This is a genomic window from Nonomuraea sp. 10N515B (assembly GCF_052245915.1).
In the GTDB taxonomy this organism is placed as follows: Bacteria; Actinomycetota; Actinomycetes; order Streptosporangiales; family Streptosporangiaceae; genus Nonomuraea.
Genome location: NZ_JBQQBQ010000002.1, coordinates 65756 through 92167 on the forward strand (window position 1 = coordinate 65756; position 26412 = coordinate 92167).

At 71.1% G+C, this 26412-nt stretch carries 26 protein-coding genes; 16 read left to right on the plus strand and 10 right to left on the minus strand.

Annotation, left to right across the window (positions count from 1 at the left end; translation table 11 throughout):
• Positions 1-52 precede the first annotated feature (52 nt).
• The 3 genes from ACTWQA_RS02700 (at position 53) to ACTWQA_RS02710 (ending at position 2875) form a co-directional block, all read left to right on the plus strand.
• Complete coding sequence (locus ACTWQA_RS02700; RefSeq protein ID WP_443157709.1) at positions 53-919, plus strand: carbohydrate ABC transporter permease; 867 nt, start codon at positions 53-55, stop codon at positions 917-919.
• Complete coding sequence (locus tag ACTWQA_RS02705; RefSeq protein WP_443157710.1) at positions 919-1782, plus strand: carbohydrate ABC transporter permease; 864 nt, start codon at positions 919-921, stop codon at positions 1780-1782. Before ACTWQA_RS02700 ends, ACTWQA_RS02705 begins: the two co-directional genes overlap by 1 nt.
• A gap of 70 nt (positions 1783-1852) precedes the next feature.
• Positions 1853-2875, plus strand: a complete 1023-nt coding sequence (locus ACTWQA_RS02710) for a dihydrodipicolinate synthase family protein (RefSeq protein WP_443157711.1) — start codon at positions 1853-1855, stop codon at positions 2873-2875.
• 3 nt (positions 2876-2878) lie between these two features.
• On the opposite strand, the gene ACTWQA_RS02715 is transcribed toward ACTWQA_RS02710, so the two are convergent.
• From ACTWQA_RS02715 to ACTWQA_RS02725, 3 genes are read right to left on the minus strand one after another with little or no spacing between them, the layout of a single operon-like run.
• The gene (locus ACTWQA_RS02715; RefSeq protein WP_443157712.1) at positions 2879-4831 is read right to left on the minus strand and encodes a PQQ-binding-like beta-propeller repeat protein; all 1953 of its coding nucleotides are present in this window, start codon (positions 4829-4831) and stop codon (positions 2879-2881) included.
• A 43-nt stretch (positions 4832-4874) separates the two neighbouring features.
• Positions 4875-5603 carry an amidohydrolase family protein gene (locus ACTWQA_RS02720; protein WP_443157713.1) on the minus strand — a complete coding sequence of 243 codons (729 nt, stop codon included), beginning with the start codon at positions 5601-5603 and terminating at the stop codon, positions 4875-4877.
• Entirely contained in the window at positions 5600-6325 is a 726-nt protein-coding gene (locus tag ACTWQA_RS02725; protein WP_443157714.1) for an amidohydrolase family protein, read from the minus strand. The genes ACTWQA_RS02720 and ACTWQA_RS02725 overlap by 4 nt, the downstream gene beginning before the upstream one ends.
• 81 nt (positions 6326-6406) lie before the next feature.
• On the opposite strand from ACTWQA_RS02725, the gene ACTWQA_RS02730 reads away from it, so the two are divergent.
• The 4 genes from ACTWQA_RS02730 to ACTWQA_RS02745 are packed head-to-tail and all read left to right on the plus strand — an operon-like array spanning position 6407 to position 11020.
• Positions 6407-8401, plus strand: a complete 1995-nt coding sequence (locus tag ACTWQA_RS02730) for a PQQ-binding-like beta-propeller repeat protein (protein ID WP_443157715.1) — start codon at positions 6407-6409, stop codon at positions 8399-8401.
• Positions 8401-9069, plus strand: coding sequence for an amidohydrolase family protein (locus ACTWQA_RS02735; RefSeq protein ID WP_443157716.1), 669 nt, complete (start codon positions 8401-8403; stop codon positions 9067-9069). The genes ACTWQA_RS02730 and ACTWQA_RS02735 overlap by 1 nt, the downstream gene beginning before the upstream one ends.
• A complete protein-coding gene (locus ACTWQA_RS02740) occupies positions 9066-9785 on the plus strand; it encodes an amidohydrolase family protein (RefSeq protein WP_443157717.1) in 720 nt (239 codons plus the stop codon). The genes ACTWQA_RS02735 and ACTWQA_RS02740 overlap by 4 nt, the downstream gene beginning before the upstream one ends.
• Positions 9782-11020 carry a DegT/DnrJ/EryC1/StrS family aminotransferase gene (locus ACTWQA_RS02745; RefSeq protein WP_443157718.1) on the plus strand — a complete coding sequence of 413 codons (1239 nt, stop codon included), beginning with the start codon at positions 9782-9784 and terminating at the stop codon, positions 11018-11020. The genes ACTWQA_RS02740 and ACTWQA_RS02745 overlap by 4 nt, the downstream gene beginning before the upstream one ends.
• A gap of 101 nt (positions 11021-11121) precedes the next feature.
• Here the strand turns inward: ACTWQA_RS02745 and ACTWQA_RS02750 are convergent, their stop codons facing one another.
• Positions 11122-12144: an alpha-hydroxy acid oxidase gene (locus tag ACTWQA_RS02750; protein ID WP_443157719.1), complete on the minus strand. Its 1023-nt coding sequence runs from the start codon at positions 12142-12144 to the stop codon at positions 11122-11124.
• 101 nt (positions 12145-12245) lie between these two features.
• A complete protein-coding gene (locus tag ACTWQA_RS02755) occupies positions 12246-12713 on the minus strand; it encodes an adenylyltransferase/cytidyltransferase family protein (RefSeq protein ID WP_305918073.1) in 468 nt (155 codons plus the stop codon).
• 211 nt (positions 12714-12924) lie between these two features.
• On the opposite strand from ACTWQA_RS02755, the gene ACTWQA_RS02760 reads away from it, so the two are divergent.
• The gene (locus tag ACTWQA_RS02760) at positions 12925-13374 is read left to right on the plus strand and encodes an ATP-binding protein (RefSeq protein WP_443157720.1); all 450 of its coding nucleotides are present in this window, start codon (positions 12925-12927) and stop codon (positions 13372-13374) included.
• Here the strand turns inward: ACTWQA_RS02760 and ACTWQA_RS02765 are convergent.
• On the minus strand, positions 13371-14342 hold the full coding sequence (locus tag ACTWQA_RS02765) for a response regulator transcription factor (RefSeq protein WP_443157721.1): 972 nt from the start codon (positions 14340-14342) through the stop codon (positions 13371-13373). The genes ACTWQA_RS02760 and ACTWQA_RS02765 overlap by 4 nt on opposite strands.
• A 143-nt stretch (positions 14343-14485) precedes the next feature.
• Between ACTWQA_RS02765 and thrS the strand changes: the two genes are divergently transcribed.
• From thrS to ACTWQA_RS02785, 4 genes are all read left to right on the plus strand, one after another.
• On the plus strand, positions 14486-15721 hold the full coding sequence (gene thrS, locus ACTWQA_RS02770; RefSeq protein WP_443157722.1) for a threonine--tRNA ligase: 1236 nt from the start codon (positions 14486-14488) through the stop codon (positions 15719-15721).
• An 87-nt stretch (positions 15722-15808) separates the two neighbouring features.
• Complete coding sequence (locus ACTWQA_RS02775) at positions 15809-17803, plus strand: TRAP transporter permease (RefSeq protein ID WP_443157723.1); 1995 nt, start codon at positions 15809-15811, stop codon at positions 17801-17803.
• A complete protein-coding gene (locus ACTWQA_RS02780) occupies positions 17800-18747 on the plus strand; it encodes a TAXI family TRAP transporter solute-binding subunit (RefSeq protein ID WP_305918068.1) in 948 nt (315 codons plus the stop codon). Before ACTWQA_RS02775 ends, ACTWQA_RS02780 begins: the two co-directional genes overlap by 4 nt.
• A gap of 26 nt (positions 18748-18773) precedes the next feature.
• Entirely contained in the window at positions 18774-19247 is a 474-nt protein-coding gene (locus ACTWQA_RS02785; protein WP_443157724.1) for a DUF1850 domain-containing protein, read from the plus strand.
• Here the strand turns inward: ACTWQA_RS02785 and ACTWQA_RS02790 are convergent.
• Positions 19225-20193, minus strand: a complete 969-nt coding sequence (locus ACTWQA_RS02790; RefSeq protein WP_443157725.1) for a magnesium transporter CorA family protein — start codon at positions 20191-20193, stop codon at positions 19225-19227. The genes ACTWQA_RS02785 and ACTWQA_RS02790 overlap by 23 nt on opposite strands.
• The gene (locus ACTWQA_RS02795; RefSeq protein WP_443157726.1) at positions 20193-20900 is read right to left on the minus strand and encodes a DUF72 domain-containing protein; all 708 of its coding nucleotides are present in this window, start codon (positions 20898-20900) and stop codon (positions 20193-20195) included. Before ACTWQA_RS02795 ends, ACTWQA_RS02790 begins: the two co-directional genes overlap by 1 nt.
• 72 nt (positions 20901-20972) lie before the next feature.
• Between ACTWQA_RS02795 and ACTWQA_RS02800 the strand changes: the two genes are divergently transcribed.
• Entirely contained in the window at positions 20973-22529 is a 1557-nt protein-coding gene (locus ACTWQA_RS02800; protein WP_443157727.1) for a YibE/F family protein, read from the plus strand.
• Positions 22530-22573: 44 nt separating this feature from the next.
• On the opposite strand, the gene ACTWQA_RS02805 is transcribed toward ACTWQA_RS02800, so the two are convergent.
• Positions 22574-23434 (minus strand): NAD(+)/NADH kinase, encoded by an 861-nt coding sequence (locus ACTWQA_RS02805; RefSeq protein ID WP_443157728.1) that lies wholly within the window; start codon positions 23432-23434, stop codon positions 22574-22576.
• Positions 23435-23498: 64 nt separating this feature from the next.
• Between ACTWQA_RS02805 and ACTWQA_RS02810 the strand changes: the two genes are divergently transcribed.
• The 3 genes from ACTWQA_RS02810 (at position 23499) to ACTWQA_RS02820 (ending at position 25774) form a co-directional block, all read left to right on the plus strand.
• Positions 23499-24353 (plus strand): DUF72 domain-containing protein, encoded by an 855-nt coding sequence (locus ACTWQA_RS02810; protein WP_443157729.1) that lies wholly within the window; start codon positions 23499-23501, stop codon positions 24351-24353.
• Positions 24354-24373: 20 nt separating this feature from the next.
• Positions 24374-24961 (plus strand): hypothetical protein, encoded by a 588-nt coding sequence (locus ACTWQA_RS02815; RefSeq protein WP_443157730.1) that lies wholly within the window; start codon positions 24374-24376, stop codon positions 24959-24961.
• A 69-nt stretch (positions 24962-25030) separates the two neighbouring features.
• Positions 25031-25774 carry a DUF427 domain-containing protein gene (locus ACTWQA_RS02820; RefSeq protein WP_327582805.1) on the plus strand — a complete coding sequence of 248 codons (744 nt, stop codon included), beginning with the start codon at positions 25031-25033 and terminating at the stop codon, positions 25772-25774.
• Here ACTWQA_RS02820 and ACTWQA_RS02825 read toward each other — a convergent pair.
• The gene (locus ACTWQA_RS02825; RefSeq protein ID WP_327582804.1) at positions 25771-26376 is read right to left on the minus strand and encodes a TIGR03086 family metal-binding protein; all 606 of its coding nucleotides are present in this window, start codon (positions 26374-26376) and stop codon (positions 25771-25773) included. The two genes, ACTWQA_RS02820 and ACTWQA_RS02825, sit on opposite strands and share 4 nt — an antisense overlap.
• Between the last annotated feature and the right edge of the window lie 36 nt (positions 26377-26412).

Sequence of the window (26412 nt, forward strand, 5' to 3'; positions counted from 1 at the left end):
CCCGGGCCTCCCTCAGGGGAGGCCCGTCTTCTTCGGAAAGGTGGGAAACCCGGTGCGCCATCGCCTGCGTGATCCGGTCACGGGACTGCTGTTCGTCCTCCCCATGCTCGTGCTGTTCCTGATCTTCAGGATCTTCCCCACACTCGGGGCGGCGGGCATGAGCCTGACGAACTGGAACATCGGCGGCGAGTGGAGCTTCATCGGCGCCGACAACTACACGCGGCTCGTGAACGACCCGAACTTCTGGTCCAGCCTGCGGGCCACGCTGGTGTACACCGTCATCTACGTGCCGCTGGTCATGGCCGTCTCGCTCTGCACGGCGCTGCTGCTCAACTCGATCGTCTTCATGCGCGGGCTGTTTCGCGGCATGCTCTTCCTGCCGTACGTGACCAGCTTCGTCTTCGCCGGGATCATCTGGCGCTGGATCTACGAGTTCGACGGCCTGATCAACGGCGTGCTGGCCAAGCTGGACCTCGGACCCGTCGGCTTCATGGAACGCTCGGAGCTGGTGCTGCCCGCCCTGGCCCTCGTCTCCTGCTGGAAGGGCTTCGGCTACTCGATGCTGATCCTGCTCGCCGGGTTGAAGGCCATTCCGGGCTCGTACCTGGAGGCGGCCAAGGTCGACGGCGCCGGGCCCTGGCAGCGCTTCCGCGGCATCACGCTGCCCCTGCTCAAGCCCGCGCTCTTCTTCGTGCTGGTGATCGAGACGATCGCCTCGTTCCAGGTCTTCGACACGATCTACGTGATGACCGGCGGCGGGCCCGCCAAAGCCAGCTACACCCTGATCTACGGCATTTTCGAACGCGGCTTCAGGTTCTGGGAGTTCGGCTACGCGGCCACCTGGGGGATGGTGCTCTTCGCCATTGTGCTGGTCGTCTCGCTGATCCAGCGGCGCTTCGTCGGCAAGGAGAACACCTGATGACGCTGACGGCCACGCGCCCCGCCGCCACCCGGGTCCGGCCGGGCGCCACGCCGCGCCGGCCCGGCAGGAGGTGGGCCCTCTACGCGCTGCTCTCGGTCATGTCGCTGCTGACCCTGGGCCCGTTCATCGCCATGGTGATCGTGGCGCTCTCGCCCAGAGGCGAGCCGACCGTGCCCGCGCAGTGGCCGGACTCGCTCACCTTCGACAACATCACGCAGGTCCTGAGCGCCTCCGGGTTCGCCGAGTGGACGCTCAACTCGCTGATCTACTCGGCCGTCTCCGTGGTGATCATCCTGCTCACCGCGTCGATGGCGGGCTACGCGTTCGCGAAGAAACGCTTCCCCGGCCGCGACACCATGTTGTGGACGTTCCTCGCCACGATGATGGTGCCGTTCCAGGCCACGCTCATCCCGCTGTACGTGCTCGTGTCCGACTTCGGCGGCGCGGACACCTTCTGGGGGCTGATCGTCCCGACGCTGGCGAACTCCCAGGCGGTCTTCCTGATGCGGCAGTTCATCCTGGGGCTGCCCGACGAGCTGTTCGACGCGGCCAAGGTGGACGGGGCCTCGGAGCTGCGCATCTACTGGACGATCGTGGTGCCCCTGACCAAGCCGATCCTGGCCACGTTGGGGGTGTTCGTCTTCCTGTGGCACTGGAACGACTTCCTGTGGCCCCTGGTGATCTCGCAGAGCGATGCCACCCGGACGCTGACCGTCGGGCTGACGGTGCTCAAGACGGAGGAACTGCAGTGGTCCATGCTGATGTCCTCCGCGGCCATCTCGGCGGTGCCATGCCTGCTGGTGTTCTTCCTGCTGCAGCGCTATCTGGTCAACAGCATCGCGATGACCGGCCTGAAGTGACCGGCTCCCCGCCCCGGAGCCGAACGGCCTACGCTGGTCGCCCGGAACGTCCGGCAAGGGGGAGCTTGTGATGAGTACGCCGATCGACCCGCAGGCCGCGCGGCTCCGTGACCGCCTGCGCGGGGCCCTGGTGGCCGCCGCGCTGACGCCGATGACGCAGGCGGGGGAGGTGGACCTCGACCTCGCGGAGGCGTACTTCCAGCGGCTGGTCGCCTCGGGCGCCGACGCCCTGGCTGTCCTCGCCCACACCGGCCGCGGTCCCTTCCTGCCTCCTGACGTCCGCGCCGGCATCATCGACCGCGCCCGCCGCGTGGGCGTCCCGATCATCGTCGGCATCGGCGGTACCCTACCGCCCGCCGCCCCTCCGTCGGCTGCCACGGCTGGCAGCGCCGCGCGGCCGCTCGCCGGGTCCAGCCCTGTCACGCGCACGTCTGCCGGAATCGGCGTTCGAGCCGGCGACGGGGCCGGAGCGGCAGCGGTCGAGCCGGGGGCGGTGGCCGACGCGCGGATGGCGGCCGAACTCGGGGCCGACGGGGTGCTGGTGTTCCCGTCGCCGGGGGATCGGGTGGCGCTGCACGAGGCGGTGTGGGCGGCCGCCGGGCTGCCGATGATCGCGTTCGACCTGTACACGCAGCCGTGCCCGCCCGCCACAATCCGCCGCATCCTGCACCTGCCCGGCGTCGCCGGGCTCAAGACGGCGCTGTTGTCGGACGCGATGGGTTGCCAGGAGACGATCGCCCTCACCCGGGAGGCCGGCAGGCTGGCGATCACCGGCGAGGACCGCATGTTCGGCCCGTCGCTCCTGTGGGGCGCGGAGGCGGCGCTGGTGGGCATCGCCGCCGCGTCGGTGGAGACGACGGCGGCCGTGATGCGCGCGTTCGAGGGCGACGACCTGCGCGGTTTCGAGAAGGCGTCCGCCCGGCTGGACCGCCTGGCCGCGGTCACGTTCACCGGCCCCATGGAGGGGTACGTCCAGCGCATGTTCTGGCTGGCCGCCGCGGAGGGCCTGATCCCCGAGTCCCACGCACACGACCCGTACGGACCGGCCCTCCCGGCCGGGGAGCGCGCCGAGGTCCTTGGGGCCGCCTCCTAGGCGTCAGATGGCGATACGGATGAGGTTGCGGCCCTTGAGGCCGTACAGGGCCTTGCGGGACGGATCGATGTTGATCCGGGAGCCGCCGCCGAACCAGTCGCTCGCCAGCCCTTCCACGAGCTTGCGGGACGTGAAGCCGACCAGGTCGATCTTGTAGACGGCGTCCTCGTCGCTGGTGTACGCGTGGAGCCCGGCCAGCACCAGGTCCCCGCCCCGCTCGCACACCCGCAGCGTGCGGGTGACCGCGCGCCGGCGCAGGTTGTACTCGAACAGGACGCCGCCGTCGGTGATCCCGTACAGGGCGAGCGGCGTGTGCTTCAGGCCCGTGACGGCTTTCGCGCCGGCCACCGGCTCGATCTCCCACTGGACCTTCCGCGTGCGCAGGTCGAAGGCCGCCAGCCTGGCCGTGGTCGTGACCGGCGGGGCGCCGAGACCCTCCTGCGTGCTGGTGCCCAGGTAGACGGTGCCCAGCAGGGCGGTCAGCGAGAACACGGTCTGACGCTCGACGATCGGCCGGTAGGTGTCGAGCTTGCCGGTCCGCGGGTCGTACACGTCGAGGGCGCCGTTCGGGTGTCCCGGCTCCGGCTGGGTGGACATCACGATCAGCCCGGTCAGCTTGTCGTGCACCAGGTCCTTCGGCCGGTCCTGGTTGTGGCCGGTGCGGAAGAGCAGCTTGGCCTCCGGGTCGCCGGCGCGGTGGGAGTAGAGGGCGGCCTGGGTGTAGATGCCCAGATACGTGGTGTCGTCGACGGTCATGATGGTCTTGGGCTCGCCGGCGATGGCCAGCCGGGTGACCTGGCGGGTGGCCAGGTCGTGGATGTCGCAGCCGCCCTTGCCGCCGACGTAGACGCGTTCGCCGTCGCAGTGGACCGACATCGGCTCCTCCGGTGCGGCACGGAAGCCCTTCTGCACGTGGCTGACGTAGTCGATCGTGCCGGTGGCCGGGTCGTAGACGAAGACGCCGGGGTCCTGGATGCCGTAGATCTTTCCCTTGTGTTCCAGGATCCGGACGGTGGCCGCCTCCGGGAACGGCACGCCGAGCACCTCGTACGCGCCGGTCGCGATCTGGTACCGGTAGAGGGTTCCGGAGGGGCGGCCCGCGAAGTAGACCCAGCCGTCGTGGATCAGCACCGACACGATGTACTTCTCGCCCGGGGCCGTGGCCTTGACCACCTTGTACGCCGCCGGGTTCGCCTTCTCCAGCACGATCAGCTCCGCCAGCGAGTTCATGCCACCCGCCACGTGCGTGTCGCTGATCGACATGCTGGACACCCAGTCGCGGTCGGCCACCTCGGCGGGCAGTAACTCGCGCTTTTCCCCGGTCTGCCGGTCGATCGCGACGAGATGGGCGTTGGTGCCGACGCCGGCGTAGACGTGGGTGGCGTCGGCCTGGATGCTGCGGACATACGCCTCGCCCGGCGCGGGCTGGCCGAGGTCGCGGCTGACTCCGGTGGCCGGGTCGTACTCCACCACGCGTCCGGGCTGTGACATGCCCAGGTAGACCTTGCCGTCGGGGGAGGCCGCCATGGTCCAGATGTACGGGTCCGGATATTGGGCGAGCCGGATGGTGGTGCCCGTGATCGTGTCGATCTTGTAGAGGTCCGACCGGGCGTGGGTGCCGACGTACACGTCGGTGCCCGTCTTGCACATCGCCCAGATGCCGACACCGGTGGGGATCTCGAAGTGGGCCGTGACCTTGTCCTGGGGCAGGTCCCAGGCGCCCACGACGTTGGGCGCCAGGCCGCGCGAGCCCATGTAGAGCACGTCGCCGACGAACTCGGCGTTGCCCAGGGGACCGGCGACGCTGGCCGGGCCGAGGTCGGTGATCGTGCCTTCCGGCTCGCGGGCGGCGGCCGGCGCCGGCGTGGCCGTGAGGGCCGACGCGGGGCTGGCCGGGAGGGTGGCCGCGGCGGCGGAGGCGGCTGCGGCTTGGAGGAAACGGCGGCGGGGGATCATTCGCGGTCACTCCTCGTTGAGATTGGCCGCACGGTATAACGGCCTAGGCCGTAATGTCTAGATCGAAGAGCCGGGCGGCGTTCCGCCACGCGACCAGCTCGGTCGTCTCCGGGTCGAGGTCCGCCGCCGCCACCGCCCCGAACGCCGAGGCCGGGTCGATGAGGGTCGAGTCGGTGCCGAAGAGCAGCCGTGTGCGGTCCACGGCGGCCGCCACCCGCGCGATGCGGCCGGTGGGGGCGTGGGAGTAGCAGGGCTCCAGGTAGAGGCGGTCGCAGGCGTTCGCGGCCTCGATGGCATGGGCGTAGCCGTCGGCGCCCATGTGTCCCGCGATGACCCGCAGGCCTGGCGTGTCCAGGCAGGTCTGGGCCAGGTCCAGCACCGTGGCGCCCCAGGTGTGGACCAGCGCGGGCACGCCGGCCTCCGCGACCATGGCCAGCGCCTCCCGCGTCTGGGGCGAGGAGGCGGGCGATCGCGTGTAGTCGGTGTGGATCTTGACGCCGACGAACTTGCCGGTGGGCAGGTATGCGCGCAGGTCTCGCTCGGCGTCGACCGGTCTGCGGGGATTGATGGTGACATATCCGAGGTGGCGGTCCTGGGTGTCCAGCCACGCGGCCAGGGCTCGGTTGCCCGCCGGGGCGTCGTAGATCACCGCTTCGGTGGCCGAGACGATGGACAGGTCGATGCCGAAGCGGTCCATGGCGGTCAGGTTGGCTCCGGCGACGTCCATGGTGAAGAACCACGGGCCCCAGTGGGCGTGCACGTCGATGATCATCCGAGCAGCCTCCTCGCGTTGCCGCCCGCCACGGCGGCGATCTCATCCGGCTTCAGCCCGCTCGTCGCCAGGCGCAGCAGGGGGACGACGGGCTCGTAGTGAGGGGTGCGGGAGCCGTACAGGAGCCGGTCCGGCGGCACGGTCTCCAGCGCGTCGGGGGAGTTGAGCAGGCGGGTCGAGGTGTGGAAGCCGGGCTCGTCGGCGGCGACGACGAGGAAGTCGCCCAGGTGGTAGAAATGCGTGTCGAGGAAGACGACCTTGGCGTCCAGCCCGGACAACGGCTGCCAGAAGCGCCGCACGTCCCCGCCGGTCAGCACGACGAGACCGAGCCGGGCCGCCTTCCTGGCGACGTGGCGGACCGAGGGGAAACTCGCCTCGACGCCCTGCTCGTCGGGGAAGAGCCTGATGGCCTTCACGCCCAGCTCGGCGAGCCGGTCGATCTCCCGTGCGGCGCCGATGGGGTCGCGCAGATCCACGGTCCCGACCGGGACGGCCGCCGTGTCCAGATCCAGGACCTCGTCGTTCCCGGAGCGCATGTCGAACAGGGCGGCACGCAAGGACGCGACTGCGCCCGCCCGGATGCGGTGTGCGGCCAGGGTGTCCAGCACCGACCGGGGCGTGCCGGGCGGGCCGTCGCGGTCGGGGTAGGCGCCGACCAGGACATCCACGTCGAGGGTCACCTCGAGCTCGCCGACCAGCTTGCTTGCGTCGAACGCCGTCACAACCGCCTCCATTGACTTATCAAGCTCAGCACATTACGGTCTGGACCAAAATTGAGCAACACGCCTTGTGGAGGTGCGGCCATGCCGCGTAAACCCCTCGCGGTGGCCGCGGCCCTGGCCGCCACGCTGCTCTTATCAGCGCTTCCGGCCCAGGCGGCCACGCCGCGAGAGGCGGCCACGTGTGCCGGGCCGCGGGTGGAGACGTTCGGCCCGGCGTCGGTGACCGGCGCCATCGTGGGCGCCGTGGTACACGAGGACAAGGCCTACGTCGTCACACGCGGCCAGAAGCCGCCCGTGCTGGCCGAGATCGACCTGGCCACCCGGAAGGTCGTCAGGAGCGTGCACCTGCCCGACGGCCCCGCGACCGGGGAACCGGAGGGTGGCTGGGCCACGGTCGTGTCGGGCGGCAAGGTCTACGTCGGCACGTACCCCGTCCCGGACCTCTACCGCTTCGACCCCGATAACAGCGGTGAGGTGGCGGAACACCTGGTCTCCTTAGGCAGGAACGGCGGCTTCATCTGGGCGCTCGCCGCCGCCCCCGACGGCACCCTCTACGCGGGCACCTATCCGGACGGCCGGGTCAAGGAGTACGTCCCGGCCTCCGGCGCAGTACGCGACTTCGGGGTGCTGGCCACCGGCGAGCGGTACGTCAGGACGGTGGCGGCCGACGCCCAGAACGTCTACGCGGGCCTGCTCGACAAGGGCAAGCTCGTCGCGATCGACCGGACGACGGGCGCCGTCAAGGTGCTGGCCCAGGGCCCGGGGGGCATCGGGGTGGTCGCCGAGCACGGCGACCGGATCCTCGCGGTCAGCGGCCAGACGCTCATCGACGTGCGCAAGGACGGCACCGACGCCCGGCACGTCCCCCTCGCCTCGGGGAGCCTGGACGCGCTCACCGTGGCCGCCGACGGCACGGTCTACGGCACCTCCCGCCCGGACGGCGCCGTCCACCGCTACCGCACCGGCGACCCGGCACCCACCAAGATCGCCGACCCGCCGTCGCAGGACGACGAGACCAGGCGCCTCGCGCTCACCGGCGACGACACCCTGATCGGCTTCTCCGGCAGCGGCGGCATGTGGTCGCTGGACCTGCGGACCGGGGAGTCGCAGTTCACCGACCTGATCGAGGCCGGCCTGCCGAGCGGCCCTGAGCGGCCCCAGAGCATGCTGCTGGTGCCCGGCCGAGCCGTCTACGTCGGCGGTCACTTCTTCATGGACGTACGCGACCTGCGTACCGGCCACAAGCGCAGGTTCCGCGTCCCGGGCGAGCCCAAGGACCTCGTGCGGCGCGGAAACAAGATCTACGCCGCCATCTACCCCAGCGGTCAGATCATCTCCATCGACCTGCGCACCGACGAGATCCGCGGACTCGGCCGCCTCGGACACGACCAGCAGCGCCCCTGGGACATCGAGTACGACCCGGTGACCGACAAGCTGCTGGTCGCCTCCGCCCCGCTGGGCGCCAAGCTCGAAGGCGCCCTGTCGATCGTGGACCCCGACACCGGCGAGATCGACGTCTACAAGGGCGTCATCCCCGGTCAGAGCTTGATGAGCCTGTCGCTGGACGCCCGCAACGGCGTCGTCTACCTGGGCGGCGACGTGCTCGGCGGCGGCGGGGTCCCGCCGGTGCACACCTCGGCGTCCGTCGCGGCCTTCGACCTGCGCTCCCGCACCGTGCTGTGGCAGGTGGACCCGGTCCCCGGCTTCCGTACCTTCCAGGACGTCAAGGTGCACGGCGGCCTTCTCTACGGCGTGTACAAGCGCGACTCCGGCGCCTGGATCGCCCTCGACCTGGCCACCAGAACGGTCAAACACCAGGGCAAACTGTCCGGGTACGGCGAGCTGACCACGCACCGCGGCAAGGTGTTCGTCAGCACATTCTTCGGCGGCGGCAACGCCTACGAGCTGAGCGACACGGCCACGCACCTCGCCACGGGCCTGGGCGACGAGTGGTACACCAACCCACAGCTCCACTTCGAGCCCGGCTCTTGGAAGGCCTGGGCCCTCAGCGGCCGGCACCTGGCCAGGATCGACCTCGACCCGGCCTGCCCGCTCCTCACCGTCACCCCGGCCTGATGCCGGAACACATCGTGGACGCCCACCGGCTCATCGGCCCCGTACCCTTCGACGACCTGCCGGAGGACCCGCGGCCGGAGATGGACCGGCTCGGCATCCACCAGGCCTATGTCACCCACACCCTCGCCCTCTACTCCGACGTCCGGGCCGGTAACGAGGCGCTGCTCGACCTCGACGACCCCCGGCTCGTCCCGGTCCCCGTGCTGCTGCCCGAATCCTTCGAGCCGGTACCGGACTGGGGCGTGCCCATGGTCAGGCTCTGTCCGGCCCGGCACCGTTTCGAGCTGACCGGGCCGACGGCCCTGCGCTGGCTGGCGGCGCTCGGCGTGACGGCGGCCATCGACTTCGAGGAGACCTCGCCAGGGCACCTGCTCGCCCTGGCCAGGGCGCTGCCCGAGCAGCGCATCCTGCTGCTCAACCCCGGCTACCGGCGGCTGCGGGCGATCGCCGAGCTCATGACCGCGATCCCGAACCTGTGGCTGGAGATCGGCACGGTCAACACCCAGCGCGGCGTCGAGTGGCTGGCCGGCCACTTCGGCGCCGGACGGCTGGTATTCGGCACCGGCGCCCCCGTCATGGACGACTGCGGCCCCCGCTTCCTCCTCGACCACCTGGACCTGCCGGAGGCCGACGTCGCCGTGATCGCGTCGGGAGGGAGCCTGCTGTGATCCTCGACGCGCACGGCCACCTCGGTCCCTGGCCCGACTTCCTCATCCCCGACCAGTCGGCCGACGGCATGGTCGCCCTGATGGACCGCCTCGGCATCGACGCGATCGGCATCAGCCATCTGCTCGCCGTCGGCCCCGACGCCGAGGCGGGCAACCGGCTGGCTTTCGCCGCGGCCGAGCGGCACCCCGGCCGGTTCGGCGTGTGGCAGGTCTACAACCCCCACCAGCGCAACAGGCTCACCGACCAGGGCGTCTGGGGCGTCAAGATCCACCCGGACGTGCACCAGTGCTCCCTCGACGACCGCCGCTACGACCCCGTCTGGGAGCTGGGCCTGCCCGTGCTCGCCCACGGCCAGACCGACTCGCCGTGGAGCGACCCCGAGCGGTTCGTCACGGTGGCGCGGCGGCACCCCGGCGTACCGCTGCTGCTCGGACACGCCGGGCTCTGGCCGTACGGCTTCGCCCGCGCCGCCGAGCTGATCCGCGAGCACCCGAACGTCTCCCTCGAGATCTGCGGCTCCAAGATGACCGGGCGATGGATCGCCCGCCTGGCCGCCCAGGTCGGTGCCGACCGCGTCGTCTACGGCTCCGACGCCTGCTTCCTCGACCTGCGGATCGGCTTCGGCCGGCTCGCCCTCGCCCCGCTCGACGACGCCGACCGGGCCCTCATCCAGGGCGGCAACCTCGCCCGCGTGCTGGAAGGACGCCTCACATGACCCTCGCCGTCAACGGCGGCACGCCCGTGCGCACCGCCCCCTGGCCGTCGTGGCCGCCGCCGCTGAACGAGGCCCAGCGCGAACTCGTCACCGCCGTGCTGGAGAGCGGCCGCTGGGGCGCCACACAGGGCGGCTCGGCCTGCGCGGACCTGACCGCCGCGTTCGCGCGCCGCTCCGGCGTCCCGTACGGCATCGCCGTCGGCAACGCCACCCTCGGCCTGTTCGCCGCGCTGCGCGGCCTGGGCGTCGGGCCGGGCGACGAGGTGATCGTCCCGGCGTACACGTTCGTCGCCACCGCCACGGCCGTCCTGCTCGCCGGCGCCACACCGGTGATCGCCGACGTCGACCCGGTGGATCTGCATCTGTCCGCGTCCGCGACGGAGGCGGCCGTTACCCCGCGCACGGCCGCGATCATCCCGGTGCACCTGGCCGGCAGCCCCGCGGACATGGACGCGCTGAACGCGGTCGCCGCACGGCACGGCCTGGCCGTGGTGGAGGACGCGGCCCAAGCGCACGGCGCCACGTACCGAGGCCGCCCCATCGGCGGGCTCGGTGACGCCGGCGTCTACAGCTTCCAATCCAGCAAGGCGATGACGGCGGGGGAGGGCGGCCTGATCGTCTGCCGCGACCAGGCCGTCCACGCGGCCATCTGGTCGGTCTGCAACCTGGGCCGCACGCTGGACGGCGCCTGGTACGGCCACCCCAGCGTCGGCTGGAACCTGCGCCTGACCGAGATCCAGGCCGCGCTCCTGCTGCCCTGGCTGGACCGCCTCGACGAGGAGATCGACCACAGGAACGCCTTCGCCGCGGCCGTCGAACGAGAGCTGGCGTCGATCCCGATGCCCGCGAGCCACGACGGCACGGCGCTGCCGCGATCGCCGGGCACGGTGGCGCCGGCGACGGTGGGCACCACGATGGCGCCGGTGACGCTGGTCCCGCAGCCGCCTGGCACCACCCGCGACTCCCGGCACCTGCTCATGCTGCGCCTCCACGTACCGTTCGACCGGTCGTTCCTGCTGACGGCGATGGAGGCGGAGGGCGTCCCGCTCGACGGCGGCTACCCGCCGCTCGGCACCATGCCGGCGCTGACCGAGGCCGACGCCCGCGCAGAGCCCTGCCCGGCCGCCGAGGCCGCCTCCCGCGAGGTGCTCTGGGTCCGCCAGCCGATGCTCATGGACAGCCCCGCCGGCGCCGCCCACATCGCCGAGGCCCTGGCGAAGGTCCTCGCCGCATGAGGGCTCGCTTCTTGCGTTTCCAGCCCGCGGCACCCGGCCCGGTCAGAGGCGGCGCAGGAAGCCCCGATCGAGGTCTGTGAGGGCGGCGCAGCCGAGAAGTGTCAGGATGTTCGCCATCTCCCGCTCAGGAGGTCGAGGACTCTCGTCACACCGGCTTCGCCGTCGGCGATCAGGCCGTAGATGGCCAGGCGGCCGAGCACGACCACGTCCGCGCCGAGCGCGAGCGCCTTGACCACGTCGGACCCCCGGCGGACCCCGCTGTCGAAGGCGATCTGCGCGCGGTCGCCCACCGCGCCGGCGATCTCGGGGAGTACGTCAAGCGCTGCCGGGAGGCCGTCGAGCTGGCGGCCTCCATGGTTGGACACGCCGATGGCGCTCGCTCCCGCGGCGATGGCGGCCTCGGCGTCTGGGACGGTGGTGATCCCCTTGGCCATCCAGGGCAGGCTCGTCCCGTTCATGAGGCGGGCCAGCTTCTCCCAGGTCCAGGCGGGGCCGGAGCCGCCGAAGAGGTCGGCGAAGGCGTCGCCCGTGCCTTCGTCGCCGGTGAAGTTGCCGCCGGTGACGGCGTGCGGAGGGGTGTAACCGTTGCGGCGGTTGCGTTCCCGCCAGCCGGCCGTCGGTGTGTCGCACGTGACCACGAGCGCGCGGAAGCCGCAGTCCTCGAAGTGCGCCAGGCGGCGGATGAAGGCGTCCTCCGACCCGACGGGGTGGAGTTGCCCGAAGGCCATGCCGTCGGGGGCCGCACGGCGTACCTCGGCGTAGGAGTACGAGCCCGCTTCGGGGGCCATCCCCGAGATGCCCGATCGGGCGGCGGCGCGGGCGACGGCCTTCTGGCCTTCCGGATGGAACAGGGTGTCGACGCCGAACGGACCGGTCAGGACCGGCATGCGGAGTGGCACGCCCATGAAGACCGTCCGGAGATCGGGGGCCTGCCGGCCGCTCATGAGCCGGGGTACGAAGCCCCATTCGGCGAACGCCTCCCGGTTCCTGCGTAACGTCCACTCCTCGCCGGCGCCGCCCTCGAGATAGTCGTGCACGTCAAGCGGCAACGACTCCAGGGCCGCGGCGTGGATGTCGCCGAGGGTCGCGTCATGTGCCGTCGCTGCCAAGGGATGGGTCACCATGTGTGCTCCTTCACGCATGAGGAAAGGTCTCACCGGCTGAGCGGCGTCCCCAATGGTGCCCTGGAAGCTTGTTCTGTTCTGTGGACGAATACGGGTAACGCTCAGCCTTTGCCGGCGGCGTTCACGATGCGGGTCGTGGAGCGGCCCGGGATGGCCTCCATCTCCCAGCACTCGGCCCCCAGGATCGCCGCCGCGGCCGCGCGGGCGCCCGCGTGCGGGTCGCCGGCGGTGTGTGCCAGGGCGGCGGGTCGCATCGGGGCGAGGAGGTCGATGTAGTCCTCGGGGCCGTGGGCGTCGGACGGACCGGTCACGATGAAGACGCCGGTGACGAAGCGGAGGGCGGCCAGGACCTCGGCGCGCTCCGCCGACGGGTTGAACGGGCGGCTCGGACCCTTCCAGGCGCGCACCCGCGGGTCGTCCTCGACGCCGACGACCAGCGGCAGGCCGCGGGCCGCCACCGCGCCCAGGTAACGCACGTGTCCCACGTGCAGGATGTCGAAGACTCCGGTCACGACCGCCGCCCCCGGCCGGTCATACGGCTGCACCCAGACGGCCTCCAGGCTGCTCACGCGACCTCCTCCGCTTCCCCACGGGCCTCGACGACGGCTCCCCACGGGCCTAGACGACTCGTCGATCGCAGCGTACTCGGTCGGCGCAGGCGGTCGTGCAGGCGACCTTGGGAAAGGGCATTCCTACCTTTTCGCAATGGCCTCCCGGCCGCCACCAGCGCGTCCCATGACGCAGCCTGAGGTTAGGGGCCCGACTATGGGGGAGGTCGCCGTGGCACCGGACTTGCACCGTGCCAACGGGGGTGATCCGCTCGGCTCGCGCGATCTCACGGTCCGGTTGCCGGGGATTCCGTCCCAGGTGTCCCGGGCCAGGGGGATCGTGATGGCCGCGCTCGGGCGCGATCATCCGCTCTATGACGATGTGGTGCTGCTCACCAGTGAGCTGGCCACGAATGCGATCCTGCACACCAGGTCCGGCGCGGGCGGCTCGTTCACGGTGGCCGTGACCCACTCGGACTCGGCGGTGCGGGTCTGCGTGTCGGACGCGGGCTCGGACGGGCCGCCGTGCGTGTGCCGTACCAGCACGCAGGCCACCAGCGGGCGCGGCCTGCCGCTGATCGAGGCGCTCAGCCACCGCTGGGGGTTCACGCGGGAGGCCGGGTCGACGACGGTGTGGTTCGAACTGCTGCAGGCCAGGATGACCGCCGGGGTGCCCGCTTAGACGTCCAGGCGGCACAGGCCCTCGGCGAGGGCCTTGGTGGTGAGGCGGGTGCGGCTGTCGCAGCCCAGCTTGGCGAAGATGTGCTCCAGGTGGGTGGTGACCGTGCGGACGCTGAGCACGAGCGCGGCGGCGATCTGGGGGTTGGAGTCGCCGGCCGCGACCCGCGTGAGGACGTCCACCTCCCGGCCCGTCAGCTCGTACGGCAACGCGCACCTCCGCTCGGCGGCGACCGCGCCCTGCAGCGACCCTTGGAACCCGACCCCCGCCCTGAGCAGCCGCAGCTCGTGCCAGCGCCCGTCGCCGTCCAGCCAGAGGCCGTGCCTGCTCAGCTCGCGCGAGTCGATGAACGCCCTGGCGTACGCGGCCATCGCCGGTTCGTCCCATAACGCGGCCGACATCTCCCGCCCGGGGACCTCACGGCGGGCGCCGAGCCGGTCGAAGGCGACCGCGCGGAAGTCGGGCGGCAGCCCCACGGGGTCGATCACGCACCTGGTCAGGTCGGTGACGTGCGCCAGCATCGGGCTCACCGCCGCCACGAGGGCCCCGGTGAGGTAGGGGAAGACCTGCCGGGAGGCGAGGTGGAGCAGCCCCGTGTAGCGGCCCTCGCGCAGGAACAGCGGCGCGGTCAGGCCGGCCCGCCAGCCGTAAGGGGCCAGATGGCGGCGGAAGTAACGCTCGGTGTCCGGCTCCGGCATGCACACGGGCGCGCGGGTGGCCAGGGCCCTGCGGTACGCCGCCAGCCCGGCGTATTCCTCGGCGGCGTCCCGGTCGATGCGCCGGTGACCGTCGGAGACGACGCTGTGGTGCCGCCCGGTGGCGGGGTCGAACGCGACGAACTCGTATGCGTCGAGCGGGACGACCCGGCGCAGCGCGGCCATCGCCGCGTGCGCGTCGCCGCCGCCCGCCACCTGGTAGCCGACCTCGGCGAACGCCTGTAACTGGCGGACGTCCAGGGTGATCTCGGCCACGGCGTCCTTTATATCATTTGCCAATCCTTGAGGTCTTCTTGAAACTTTTTTTCACAAGCGTCGGGATGTTACCGTGATGGACATGCAGCGCGCCTTTGTCTTCGCCACGACGACGCCGGACCCCGTCCCGGCGCGCTGACTCCATGCTTCCCGGGCGAACGCCCGGGAGCTGGTCGTTCGCCCTTTCCTTGGAAAGGATCATCATGAACGACCACCGCAAGCTCGGCCGTGAGCTGGGCATCTTCGACACCGACCCGATGATCGGCGCCGGCCTGCCCTACTGGCTGCCCGCCGGCGCGGCGATGCGCAAGGCCATCGAGGACTACGTCCACGAGCTGGAGCGCCGCCACGGCTACCTGCACGTCAACTCGCCCGTGCTGGGCAAACGCGAGCTGTATGAGCGCTCCGGCCACTGGGCGCACTACGCCGACGACATGTTCCCGCCGATGAACGTGGGCGGCGAGGAGTTCGTGCTGCGCCCCAGCCTGTGCCCGCACCACGCGCTCATCTACCGCTCGCGGCAGCGAAGTCATCGCGAGCTGCCGCTGCGCCTGGCCGAGCTGGGCGGCCAGTACCGCTCGGAGCTGTCCGGCGTCCTCGGCGGCCTGACCAGGGTCCGGTCCATCCAGCTCAACGACGGCCATGTGTTCTGCCCGCCCGAGCAGGCCGCCGCCGAGGTGTCGGCCGCGCTCGACCTGATCGAGGCCGCGCACGCCCAGCTCGGCATCCGGGCCGCACGCTACCGGCTGTCGCTGCGCGGCGACGGCGACAAGTACGTCGACGACCCGGAGATGTGGGCGGTCTCCGAGGCGATCCTGCGCGAGGTGCTCAAGGAACGCGGCCAGGCCTACGACGAGGAGCGCGGCGAGGGCGCCTTCTACGGGCCGAAGATCGACATCCAGATCGCCGACCCGGCCGGACGCGAGAACACCCTGTCGACCGTTCAGGTGGACCAGTACATGCCCGGGCGTTTCGACCTGCGCTACGTCGGCGGACATCGGCCCGCCATGGTGCACCGCAGCGTCGTCGGCGGCCTCGAACGCCTGGTCGCGCACCTCATCGAGGTGCACGGCGGCGCGTTCCCCGCGTGGCTGGCGCCCGTGCAGGCGGTGGTGCTGCCGCTGTCGGACGCCGAGCTGCCGGCGGCCGAGGACCTGCTGCGGCGCTGCCTGGCCGCGGGCCTGCGGGCCGAGCTCGCGCCCGCCGACCGGGGCAGCCTCGGGGCCAGGATCCGGGCGCACCGGCTGGTGCCGTACCAGCTCGTCGTGGGGCCGCGCGAGGTGGCGAGCGGGCAGGCGGCGGTACGGCGGCGCGACGGGAGCCAGGCGGGCGAGGTGCCCCTTGAGCGTTTGGCCGCGGATTCGCGACCGTTCGTCTGACGGGCGGAAATCAATAAGGTAACGGAGTCTTCCCTGATCGCGTAAAGGGCTCGTAAAGTCCCTGCAACGCGTGTCGGGGAGGACGTCGTGACCGAGCTGAGCGATCGTGAGGCCGAGCTGGTCTCCGCCCACGAGCAGGAGCGCCCGGCGCGGCACCTGGGCGGGGCGCTCCGCCTCGGCGTGTGGATCGTGGGCGGGTTGTTGTCGGTCTACTCGCTGGTGGTTGTGTTCCGGCCGGTCGAGGCGCTCGAACATCGGATGACGTTCCTGGCGGTGGCGTTGCCGCTGGTGTTCCTGTGTTACCGCTCGGGGCTGTCGTCGTGGGTGGGCAGGCTGCGCCGCGAACCCGCCATGGTCGCCGCCGCCGACGAGGCCGGCCCACCGGCCGGGGCCGGGACCGAGCGGCCCACCGTGGCCGACTGGCTGCTGGCGGCCGCCGCGCTGGCGGTCCTGGTCTATCCGCTGGCCGACATCGACGCGTTCCGCGACCGGGGATCGGGCGCGGCGCTGACGGGCCTCGACATCGTGGCGGGGCTGGCGCTGACCGTGCTGCTGCTGGAGGCGGTACGGCGGACCGTCGGCTGGGCCCTGACCATCATCTGCGTCATTTTCCTGATTTATGCCTACTACGGGGCGTATCTGCCGATTGACTGGACGATCGGGCATCGCGGTTTCGACCTCGCCCAGATCGTCTCGCAGCTCTACACCGGCACCGAAGGCTTCTTCGGCGTGCCGATGCAGGTGGCCGCCAGTTACATCGTCCTTTTCACGATCTACGGCGCCGTGCTCGACTTCTCGGGGGCGAGCCGCTTCTTCATCGACCTGAGCTTCGCCGCCTTCCGCAACTCCCGCTCCGCCCCGGGCCGCACCGTCACCACGGCCGGCTTCCTGCTCGGCACGGTCTCGGGCTCAGGCGTGGCGACCACGGTCAGCTTGGGCAGCGTGGCCTGGCCGGTGCTGCGCCGGGCCGGCTACCCGAAGGAGCCGGCCGGCGGCATCCTGGCGGCCGGCGGCATCGGCGCCATCCTGTCGCCGCCCACGCTGGGCGCCGCGGCGTTCATCATCGCCGAATACCTCAGGGTCAGCTACCTCGAGGTGCTCCTGTACGCGACGATCCCCACGATCCTGTACTACCTGGGCATCTTCCTGGCCATCGAGGTCGACTCGCGCCGCTTCGGCACCCACGCCGTGCCGGTGGACGCGCCCAAGGCGGGCAAGCTGCTGCTGCGCTTCGGCTACCACTTCAGCTCGCTCATCCTCATCATCGTGCTGATGGCGCTGGACCGGTCGGCGTTCCAGTCCGTGGTGATCGCCACGGCCGTGGCGTTCGCGCTGTCGTTCCTCGACCCCCGGCACCGGATGACGCCCAAGCGTGTCGGACAGGCGCTGGCGAAGGGCACGCTGGAGGTGCTGCCCGTGACGGCCGTGTGCGCGGCGGCGGGCATCATCGTCGGCGTCATCACCCAGACCGGCCTCGGGCTCAACCTCAGCGCGATCATCGTGGACTTCGCCGCCGGCAACCTCATCCTCACCACGGTCATGTCCGGTCTCGCCGTCATGCTGCTGGGCCTGGCCGTGCCGGTGACGGCGAGCTTCATCATCGCGGCCGTGATCATCGGCCCGGCGCTCACCACGCTCGGCGTCTCCCAGGCCGAGGCGTACATGTTCGTCTTCTACTACGCGGTGCTGTCGGAGGTGAGCCCGCCCACCGCGCTGTCGGCGGTCGCGGCGGCCGCGATCACCGGCGGCAACACGTACAAGACGATGATGATGACCTGGCGGTACACACTGCCCGCGTTCCTGGTGCCGTTCGCGTTCGTGCTGACGCCGAACGGCCAGGCCCTGCTCGGGCAGGGGCCGATCGGGACCGTGCTGCTGATGGCCGCGGTGTCGGCGGTCGCGGTGGCCGCGCTCGCCATGGCCACGGGCGGCCTGACCGGCGTGCCCGAGCGGCTGCTGGCGGCGGTGGCCGCGGTGCTGCTGCTGTTCCTCGAGCCCGTCCCCATCGCCGCGGGCCTGGCCGTGCTGGCCGTGGCCGCCGGCGTGCATCTCGTCAGAAGAAGGAGAAGGGACCCATCGTGAAGCGGACCATTGCGATAGTCGCCGCCGCCGTCCTGACCGTGGCAGGCTGCGGCGGCGGAGGCGCCGGCGGATCGGGCAACCGGCTGTCGATCGCCACCGGCGGCACGACGGGCGTCTACTACGTCTACGGCGGCGGCCTGGCCAAGCAGCTGTCGGCGAGCATCGCCAACACCCAGGCCACCGCGTCGGTCACCTCGGCCTCGGTCGAGAACATCAAGCTGCTGGCCGGCGGCAAGGCCGACATCGGCTTCTCCCAGATCGACACGGCGGCCGACGCGGTCAACGGCAAGGACACCTTCACCGCCAAGCAGCCGATCAAGGCCATCGCCCGCATCTACGACAACTACGCGCACGTCGTGGTCGCCCCCGGCGTCGAGGCCACCACCGTGGCCGACCTCAAGGGCAAGCGCGTCTCGCTCGGCCCGGCCAACTCCGGCACCCAGGTGGTGGCCCGGCGCATGCTGGAGGCGGCCGGCCTGAACCCCGACACCGACGTCACCAAGCAGCAGCTGTCGATCAACGAGTCGGTGCAGGCCGCCAAGGACGGCACGATCGACGCGTTCTTCTGGGTCGGCGGCCTGCCCACCGCGGGCATCACCGACCTGGCCACGAGCAAGCCGGACATGAAGATGCTCGACACGTCCGACGTGCTGACGAAGATGCAGTCGACGTACGGGCAGCAGTACGTCTCCCTCGACGTCGACATGTCCGTCTACAAGCTGGACGGCACGCTGAAGACCGTCGGCATCGGCAACGTGCTGCTGGTGCCCGACAAGATGAGCGAGCAGCTCGCGTACGACATCACCAAGACCCTCTTCGAGAAGAAGACGGAGCTGTCGGCCGTGCACCCGGAGGCCAAGAAGCTCGATCTGAAGCTGGGCCAGGAGGTGGCCCCGGTCGAGCTGCACCCGGGCGCGGCCCGCTACTTCAAGGAAAAGGCCTGATCAGGCTGCTCCTGGCAGTCACGGCGGTGATGGCGCTCGGCTCCGGCGGCGGCGCCGCGCGCCTCACCGTGAACGGCCTGCCCGTCTCCGGCGGCTTCCAGATCGGGTACGTGCATTCGATCTACAAGGCGCCGGCGGCGGAGGTGTTCACGGTCGAGGGCCGTCGTTTCACCATGCGGGCGGTCGTCTCGGAGAGCGAGAGCGTCCTCGACTACTACGCGCTGGAGGGCGCCCGCAGCCGGACGCGGACGGGCGCCTGGATGGTGCGCCTGGCCAAGCCGGCCACGTATGAGGAGCTGTCGCTGCTGACCACGTCGATCGGCCGGCGCACCCTGCTGGCCGGCGGCCGTTGCCTGCCGCTCTTCCCGGATGCGGGGGCGGCCGAGGTGCGGCTGGCGGTGGAGCAGACGCTCGAGGTCAGGAGCGAGCCCTGCCGCCCGCCCTACGATGGGGCCATGTTCGGCGGCCCATCGCACCTTACAACCAGTCCCTCTTCTTGAACGCCGAATAGAGCGCCACCGACGCCACCGCCACCAGGACCGTGGACATCCAGAACCCCCAAGGCTCACCAGAGCCCGGATAGGGCACGTTCTGGCCGTAGAAACCGGTGATCATGGTGGGCACCGCGATGATCGCGGCCCAGCTGGTGACCCGCTTCATGATCTCGTTGAGCCGGAAGCCCTGCTGGGCGAGGCGGGTCTCGCGGACGTTCGCGAGCATGTCGCGGATCGACTCCAGCCACTCGGTCACGCGCAGCACGTGGTCGTAGACGTCCTGGTAGTACGGGACCATCACCGGGTCGGCGACGAGCGCCTGGTCGCGGCGGAGCAGGGTGCCGAGCACCTCGCGCATCGGTAAAGTGATCTTGCGGAGCCTGGCGGTGTTCTTGCGCAGCACGTACATCTCCTGCTGCAGCTGCCTGGCGTCGCGCACCTCGTCATCGAACAGCGACTCCTCCAGTGCCTCGGCCTGCCCGTCGAGGTCCTGGACGAGGTCGAACTGGGCGTCGACGATGTAGTCCAGCAGGCCGTGCAGCAGGAAGCCCACCCCGTGGCCGGCCAGGCGGGCATTGGCGTCCCAGCGCTTGACGACTTCACGGATGTCGAAGTGGTCGCTCTCGCGGACGGTCACCAGGGCGTTGGCCGTGACGAAGACGTTCACCTCGACGGGGTCCAGCCGGTCGTCGTCGAAGTGCACGTGGTAAGCGGTGATGAACAGGTGGTTATCGTAAACGTCGACCTTCGGCCGCTGATGGTCGGACAGCACGTCCTCGACCGCCAGCTCGTGCAGCCCTAGCTCCTCCCCGATCATGCCGAGGTCCTCGGGGGACGGCGAGCACAGGTCGAACCAGACGAGGTTGTCAGGATCCTCTACATAGTCGGAGACCTCCTCGACCGGGAACCCTTCCTTCTCGAGGACGCCGTTCCTATACAGACGCGTGTGCACTAGCCGAGTCTGGCAAATCGTCGCGCGTTCCGCACCGCGGCCCCTCCCAGGTCGTTGTTGAAGTACACGTAGACGTCCTCCCAGCCGGCCTCCCGCACCCGTCCGGCCCAGGTCCGCAGCGAGGTTTCGCCGTACTCGACGCCGGCCCGGCCCTGGTGCATGCGCACGTAGCCCCAGCCGGCGGTGCGCCAGAACGGGTTCTGCGGCCTGCCGAGCCGGTCCGCCCAGCACAGGGCGGCGCCGTGGGCGGACAGGACGTCGCGTACCTCGTCGGTCCACCAGGAGTCGTGCCGCGGCTCCACGGCCACCCGCACGTCGCGCGGGAAGCACGCCAGGCACCTGTCGAGCCTGCCGGGCTCGGCCCTGAGGGTCGGCGGCAGTTGCAGCAGGATCGGGCCGAGTTTCTCCTTCAGCGCCGCGGCGGCGCCCATCAGCCGCTGGACCGGCTCCTCCGGATCGGCCAGCCGCTTGATGTGGGTGAGGAACCTGCTGGCCTTGACCGCGATCAGGAACCCGTCCGGCGTGCGCTCCCGCCAGGCGGCGAACGTCTCCGGCCTCGGCAGCCGGTAGAAGGCGTTGTTGCTCTCCACCGTCGGGAACTCCCGCGCGTACGCCTCCAGCCAGAGCCGCTGCGGCACTCCCGCCGGATACAGCACCCCCCGCCAGTCCTTGTACTGCCACCCCGAGGTGCCGACCAGCCATGCCATGCTTTACGCCTACCCTGACCTCCGCGGTGCAGTACTGTCACTATTCGTCAGTCGAGGAGGATCCACACGTCGATGGGCGCCAATCACGCGCACGGCACCGCCGTCCCCAGCTCGCGGCGCACGCTCGTGGCCACCCTGGCCGCGCTGGCGCCGCTGGCGATCATCACGCTGGCGGGCCTGCTGTGGCTCTGGCCCGATGGGCGGCACGACGCGGGCCCGCCCCCGCAGTCCAGTGTCGAGCGGCTGACCGGCACGGTCACCGGCGTCACGCTCAAACCGTGCCCGGCCGTCGTGGAAGGCGCGCCCAAACCTGACCCCGCCACCTGCGGGAACGCCACCGTCAAGGTCGCGGAAGGCCCCGACGTCGGCAAGGACGTCGCGCTCCGCCTGCCCACCGGTCCCGGGGCGCAGCATTTCGCCCCGGACGACGACGTGATCCTGCTGCGCGACGCGGACGGCGCCTACCAGATCTCCGATCACGACCGGGCGTTGCCGCTGTGGCTGTTCGGGGCGGCGTTCGCGCTGGCGGTGATCGCCTTCGGCCGCTGGCGCGGCGTCACCGCGCTGGTGGGACTGGCGGTCACGTTCGTATTCCTGCTGACGTTCGTCATCCCCGGCATCCTCGAGGGCAGGCCGCCCATGCTGGTGGCCATCGTCGGGTCGGCGGCGATCATGCTGATCGTGCTCTACCTGACGCATGGGTTCTCGCCCTCCACCTCGGTGGCCGTGCTGGGCACGCTCGCCAGCCTGGCGCTGACCGGCGCGTTGTCGTACGGGGCGCTGGGGTTCGCCAAGCTCAACGGCATCACCGACGACAGCTCGCTGATGCTGGGCATGAGCGTGTCGATCGACACACAGGGGCTGCTGCTGGCCGGGATCATCATCGGCGCGCTGGGGGTGCTCGACGACGTCACGGTCACGCAGGCGGTGACGGTGGCCGAGCTGGCGCAGGCCAACCCCTCCTACGGGTTCACGCGCCTCTACCGGGCGGCCGGCCGGATCGGGCGGGCGCACATCGCGTCGGTGATCAACACGATCATCCTGGCGTACGCGGGGGCGTCGCTGCCGTTGCTGCTGCTGTTCAGCATCGGCTCGCAGCCCTTGGGGGACGTGCTGACGACGCCGGTGATCACGCAGGAGATCGTCCGCAGTGTGGTCGGCACGCTCGGCCTCATCTCGGCCGTCCCCATCACCACCGCCCTCGCGGCCCTGATCGCCTCCCGCCACGCCACGCCCGATTCCCGCGGTGACGGGCGCGAGGAGCCTTCCAGCCGCCGGGAACGCCTCCCCAGCCGACGGGACAGACCTTCCGGCCGCACAGACGAGCCCGAGGACTTCTTCTCCCGCAGGGACGGCGACGCGGACGACGACTTCTTCAGCCGCCGGGACGACGACGATCGGGACGACTTCTTCTCAGCCCCAGGCGATCGCCGCGAGACCGCCCCGGATCGCCCCCGCGACACCCCGATCCCGGAAGGAGGCTTCTTCACCCCGGCCGGGCTCCGCCCCGGCTCTCCGGAGGGCCCGCCCGGGCATCCCGCCGGTCCTGCCGCGCGTCCCGCCGAGAGCGCCCGGCAAGGCGGCGATGTGGCCGACCGGCCGCCGCCCGCACGTCATCGCCGCAGCTAGCGAAATCGGCACCGGCCGAGGACATCGCTGCGGGGCGGGCCTGCCTAGGCGTAAGCTTCGGTGCTGCCGTCCACGCGCAGCTTCCGCCGCGCCCGTTCGTAGAACGTGGTGCCGACCCGGACCACCTTGGCCGCCCCCGGCCACGCGCTCACCGTGATCTGGTCGCCGGGGCACAGGTGCCTGACCACGGCCCCGTCCACCTCGACCGCCAGCCGCCCGCTGCTGGGCAGCACTTCCAGCGTGACGTCCTCGTCCGCGGGCAGCACCAGGGCCCGGTTGAACGCCGAGTGCGCCGCGGCCGGCACGACCAGGACGGCCTCCACCCGGGGCGACACGATGGGTCCTCCGGCGGAGAAGCTGTAGGCGGTCGAGCCGGTGGAGGTCGCCACGATCACCGCGTCCGCGGCGTACCGCACGAAATCGCTGCCCGCCGGGGTGACGGACACCGCCGCCAGCCCTTCCCCCGGGATCCGCACCAGCGCGATGTCGTTGAACGCGGTCACGTCCACGTCCAGGACCCTGCTCCTGATCGCCATCCGCGACTCGATCGTGTAGCGGTGCCCGTCGATGGCCGACAGCGTGTCCGCCAGGTCATCCACGTCGATTTCCGCGAGGAACCCGAGGCGCCCCAGGTTGACCCCCAGGATGGGCGTCGGCCGCCCGGCGAGCAGCCGCATGGTGCGCAGCATCGTCCCGTCCCCGCCGAGCCCGACCAGCAGGTCGGCCCGCTCGACGAGAGTGTCGGAGTCCACGGCCACGGCGGTGCAGTCGATCCGCCCCACCTCCTCGGGCAGCCCCAGCACCGTGGCACCCTTGCCCGCCGCCCAGCGCAGGATGGTGTCTATCGCCTTTTTGGAGTCGCGCTGCGGGTGCAGCACCAGCCCGACCGTCCCGACCATGCCCATGAGGCCCACCTTACGGCCACCACACCGCCTACCCGCGCGACGGACCTCCGATAACGTCACGTTCATGCGGCTTCATGTGGGATGCGCGATGTGGACGCATGCGGCGTGGCAGGGCCGGTTCCTGCCCGGCCCGCTCCCGCCCGGTGAGCGCCTGCGCGCGTACGCGACCTGGTGCAACGCGGTGGAGGGCAACACGACGTTCTACGCGACGCCGACCAGGGCGACCGTGGAGTCATGGGCCGCCCAGACCGGCCCGGACTTCCGTTTCGTCAGCAAACTCCCCAAGCCCATCACCCACGAGCACCGCCTGACCGGCGCCGATGACCAGCTGCGCGCGTTCCTGGAGGCCATGGAGCCGCTCGGCCCGCGTACGCATGCCCTGTGGGTGCAACTGCCGGGCTCGTTCGGCCCCGCGGACCTCGGCACGCTGGCGGCCTTCCTCCGCCGCCTCCCGCGGTCCTACCGGTATGGGGTGGAGGTTCGCCACCGGGCGTTCTTCGAGGACGAGCGCTCGGAGCGGCTGCTGGAGCGCGTCCTGGCCGCCGTCGGCGCCGAATGGGTCCCGTTCGACACCACCACGCTCTTCGCCGCCCCGCCGACCAGCGACGCCGAGCGGGACGCGTGGACCAAGAAGCCACGGGTGCCCCGCCGGTCCAAGGCGCTGACGGACCGGCCGATTGTCCGCTACCTCGGCCGGGACGCCACCGACCGTACGGTGGAGGGCTGGCGGCCCTGGCTGGAGACGGTCTGCGCATGGCTGCGGGAAGGCCGCTCCCCGACGGTCTTCATCCACACCCCCGACAACGCCGACGCGCTGACGCTCGCCCGCCGTTTCCACGACGACGTACGCGCCCGCCTGCCGCAGCTCGAACCCCTGCCCGAGCCGATGGACGATGACGAGCCGCTGACTCTTTTCTGATCACGCTAATCTTTCGTGGCATGACTGCCGACATCGTGGCGAAACGGGTGACCAACCTGCTGGCGCCGCAGGTGCTGGTGATCCTCATGCCGCCCGTCGTCGGGCTGCTCGCGCAAGGGTGGCGTGGCGCGGCGTGGGGGCTGGTGGCATCGGCGTTCTGCGGTGGTGTGCCGGCGACGGTGATCGCGCTCGGGGTGCGGTCGGGGCGGCTGGATTCGCATCACATCGTGGATCGGGCGCGGCGGACCGGTCCGTTGCTGGCCGCCGTGGCGGCCGTGCTGGTGGCCTTGGCGTTGCTCGTCGTCATGGGGGCGCCGACGTTGCTGGTGGCGACCGTCACCGCGATGCTGGCGGCGCTCGGAGTGACGGTGCCGATCACGTTGCGGTGGAAGATCTCCTTTCACGCCGCCGTGTCCGCGGGAACGGTGGTGGTGCTCGCCCACGTGCTGCCCGCCCCGCCGACCGCGATCGCCGGGGGCGCCGTCGTGGGGCTGGTGTGCTGGGCCAGAGTGCGGCTCGCGCACCACAGCTGGACGCAGGTCACGGCGGGCGCGGTGGTCGGCACGGCGACGACGTGGGCGACGCTGGCGGCGTTCGGGCTGGGATAGGGCGCGGCCTGGTCTAGGAGCGTTTCCCGGGGCTGGAATAGGCGCGTGGCCGGCGGGGTTGCCGCGTTCATGGAAGCTGGGAACCGTGGCCGGGTACGCGTCGAGCGGACGGCCAAGCGCGTGAGGACCTATCTGGGCGGCCGGGTGGTGGCCGACACCACCTCCGCCCTGCTGGTGTGGGAAGTCCCGTACTACCCCACCTACTACTTCCCGCTCGCGGACGTGGACGAGGCCGCACTCAAGTCGACCGGGACCACCAAACACTCCCCGAGCAGGGGTGAGGCCGTCGTCTACACCGTCACCTCCGGTACGGCGGAGGCCACCGAGGCGGCGCTGGCGTACCCGGACTCGCCGCTGGAGGAGATCCGGGGCCATGTGCGGTTCGAGTGGGACGCCATGGACGCCTGGTTCGAGGAGGACGAGCAGGTCTACTTCCACCCGCGCGACCCGTACACGCGGGTGGACATCCTGCCCAGTTCGCGGCACGTGCGGGTGGAGGTCGACGGTGTCACCGTGGCCGACTCCCGCGGCGCGCGCATCCTCTTCGAGACGGGGCTGCCCGCCCGCTACTACCTGCCGAAGACCGACGTACGGCTCGACCTGCTCGAGCACACCGACACCGTCACCCACTGCCCGTACAAGGGGACGGCCGAGTACTGGTCGGTCAACGGCGCGAAGGACCTGGCCTGGTCGTACCGGACGCCGCTGCCGGAGAGCGAGCGGGTCGCCGGGCTGATCGCGTTCTACAACGAGAAGCTCGACATCTACGTGGACGGCGAGCTGCAGGAGCGGCCGAAGACCAAGTTCTCCTAAGCAGCGCTCCAGTAGGGGTCGCGGCCGAGGTAGCGCAGGAGGGCCGCCACGTCGTCGTCGCCCTGCTCGGGGGCCAGGGCGGCGGCGTACGCGCCCCAGGCGCGCAGCGGCTCCACGATCTCCCTGGCGACCTTGAGGAGGGGGCGGGCCAGCTCCGGCGTGAGCGGTGAGGGCCGGCCCGTCGCCAGGGCGATGTCCCAGGCGTGGACGGCGGCGTCCAGAGCGCACGCCGCCGAGCCGGACCACGGAGACATCTTGTGCGGCGGCACCGGCGTGGGCACTTCGGCGGCGTCCCGGTCGACGCCGGCCCACGCCTTGGCGGTGCGCGCCAGGGCGGCCTCCATGAACGCCTGCGGGTCCACGCCCTCCAGCACGCCCGACGGGTCGAACGGGTTGAAGTCGGGGCCGGGCTCGCCGGTCAGGGCGGCGGCGAAGCCGATCTGGTCGCCGACGGCGTGCTGGAAGACCTGGGCCACGGTCCAGCCCGCGCAGGGCGTGGGCAGGTCCCAGCCGTCGGCCGGGACAGCGCGGACCGCTGTGCGCAGCGCTTCATGCGCGGCGTCCAGGACGTCCCAACCGCTGGAGATCGTGGTGTCGCTCATCGGAGAGCCCCCTTCTTCGTCGTTGACCCCCACTAT